General features: G+C 36.9%; 2 protein-coding genes. One reads left to right on the top strand and one right to left on the bottom strand.

The genetic code is table 11. The annotated features are described in order from the left end of the window. On the bottom strand, window positions 1-293 hold a 293-nt coding region (locus DO88_RS00855), incomplete at its 3' end, for a transposase (RefSeq protein WP_033041017.1). Window positions 294-760: 467 nt separating this feature from the next. Between DO88_RS00855 and DO88_RS00850 the strand changes: the two genes are divergently transcribed. After that, on the top strand, window positions 761-1,141 hold the full coding sequence (locus tag DO88_RS00850) for a VOC family protein (protein WP_033041016.1): 381 nt from the start codon (window positions 761-763) through the stop codon (window positions 1,139-1,141). Window positions 1,142-1,473 lie beyond the last annotated feature (332 nt).

A 1,473-nucleotide genomic window follows, 5' to 3' on the forward strand; every position in this document is an offset into this window, starting at 1 on the left:
CACTGACCACTTGATATCACCGTAGCCTTTTTTAATATATCCTTTTCTAATTCAATGCGTTGTATTTGCTTTTTAAGCTCACGGATTTCAATTTGTTCGGGCGTCATTGGTGAAGCTAAGGGTGTCTGACCATTACGTTCTTGCTTTAATTGAGTTACCCATTTACTGACGGTTGATTTACCAACACCCATCGCTTTGGCTGCATCTTCTTGCGTATAACCTTGGTCAACGACAAGCTGAGCCGTTTCTAATTTAATTGCCGCTGAATATGTTGCGCGTTTTAATTTCGTCATTTTTTCACCCAAATTTGTATGCTTATTAGCATAACATTTCTTTCTTAATGGGTGGCCAAAATCACTGTACCACTACACTTCGTTAACTCCGGATGTAGTAAACGACTTCAAATCCAACGAATTAGACTTTAACCGACTGGATGAATTAGCTTCCAAAGCTGAGGGGTTTGAAGGGAATGGTGATTTGGATAGTGCTCGAAATTATTATATGAAATTACTAAAAGAATCATCGCTAAACCATTTCAGATTGTTAGCTGAAGCAGGTTTGTATAGGACCACTGCGACCAATAAATAGTGAAATTTTTTACATAGGTTAATCAGCCGCTTAGAGCTTTTCGTTACAACTGATTTGCTATAGATTCTATATGAATATTTTGGTCTGTGTACCGAATGATTGAAACTACAATCGATAAAAATAAATTAAAACGAGTTATTCTACAGTCTCGTTAAGCACACATGGAGGTTTCGTGAATCTTAATCAAGTTACATTGCCAGTTAAACACATGAATAAAGCGACTGAGTTTTATTTAAAACTAGGTTTTACCCAAATTGTCGATACTCCCCATTATGCCCGTTTCGAATGTCCTGACGGAAACTCAACCTTTTCACTTTTATTAGAAACTGGTAGTTTTTTAAATGGCGTAGTAATCTATTTTGAGCATGAAAAACTTGATCAGTGGGTATCTGATTTAAAATCTATTGGCATCGAGTTTTATCAAGAGCCAACAGATCAAAGTTATCTGTGGCGTGAAGCAATATTGCACGATCCATCAGGTAATAAAATCAAACTGTATTGGGCGGGAGAAAACAGGCTTAATAAACCATGGCGAGTAGATAAACGTGCCTAGCAAGCACTTCAAAAGCAATAAAAAAAACAGTTGGTTAAGTTCCGTGCATCTTCATATTTTAACCAACTATTTTTGTCCGATCATGTGGACGTTAAGGCTGTGGAATTACTCTTTTTTAAGAAAAACAGCCTGTTTATGGGTTCCAAATAATACCTAATGCTTTAATAGCGCTTAGAGTTAATTACAGGATCTCGTTTTTAATTGAATTTGGCTGTTGGAGTTATTTTACAGTCTCGTTATGAGCCTAGGGTCTGTTGAACTTTCAAGGTTAAATTTGCAGCAGTCTGTTTGGTATTTAGGCAAGGCAGAGCCTATGTAGTGTGGCTATTCCC

It is taken from the genome of Pseudoalteromonas sp. S3431 (assembly GCF_000690035.1).
GTDB lineage: Bacteria > Pseudomonadota > Gammaproteobacteria > Enterobacterales > Alteromonadaceae > Pseudoalteromonas > Pseudoalteromonas fuliginea.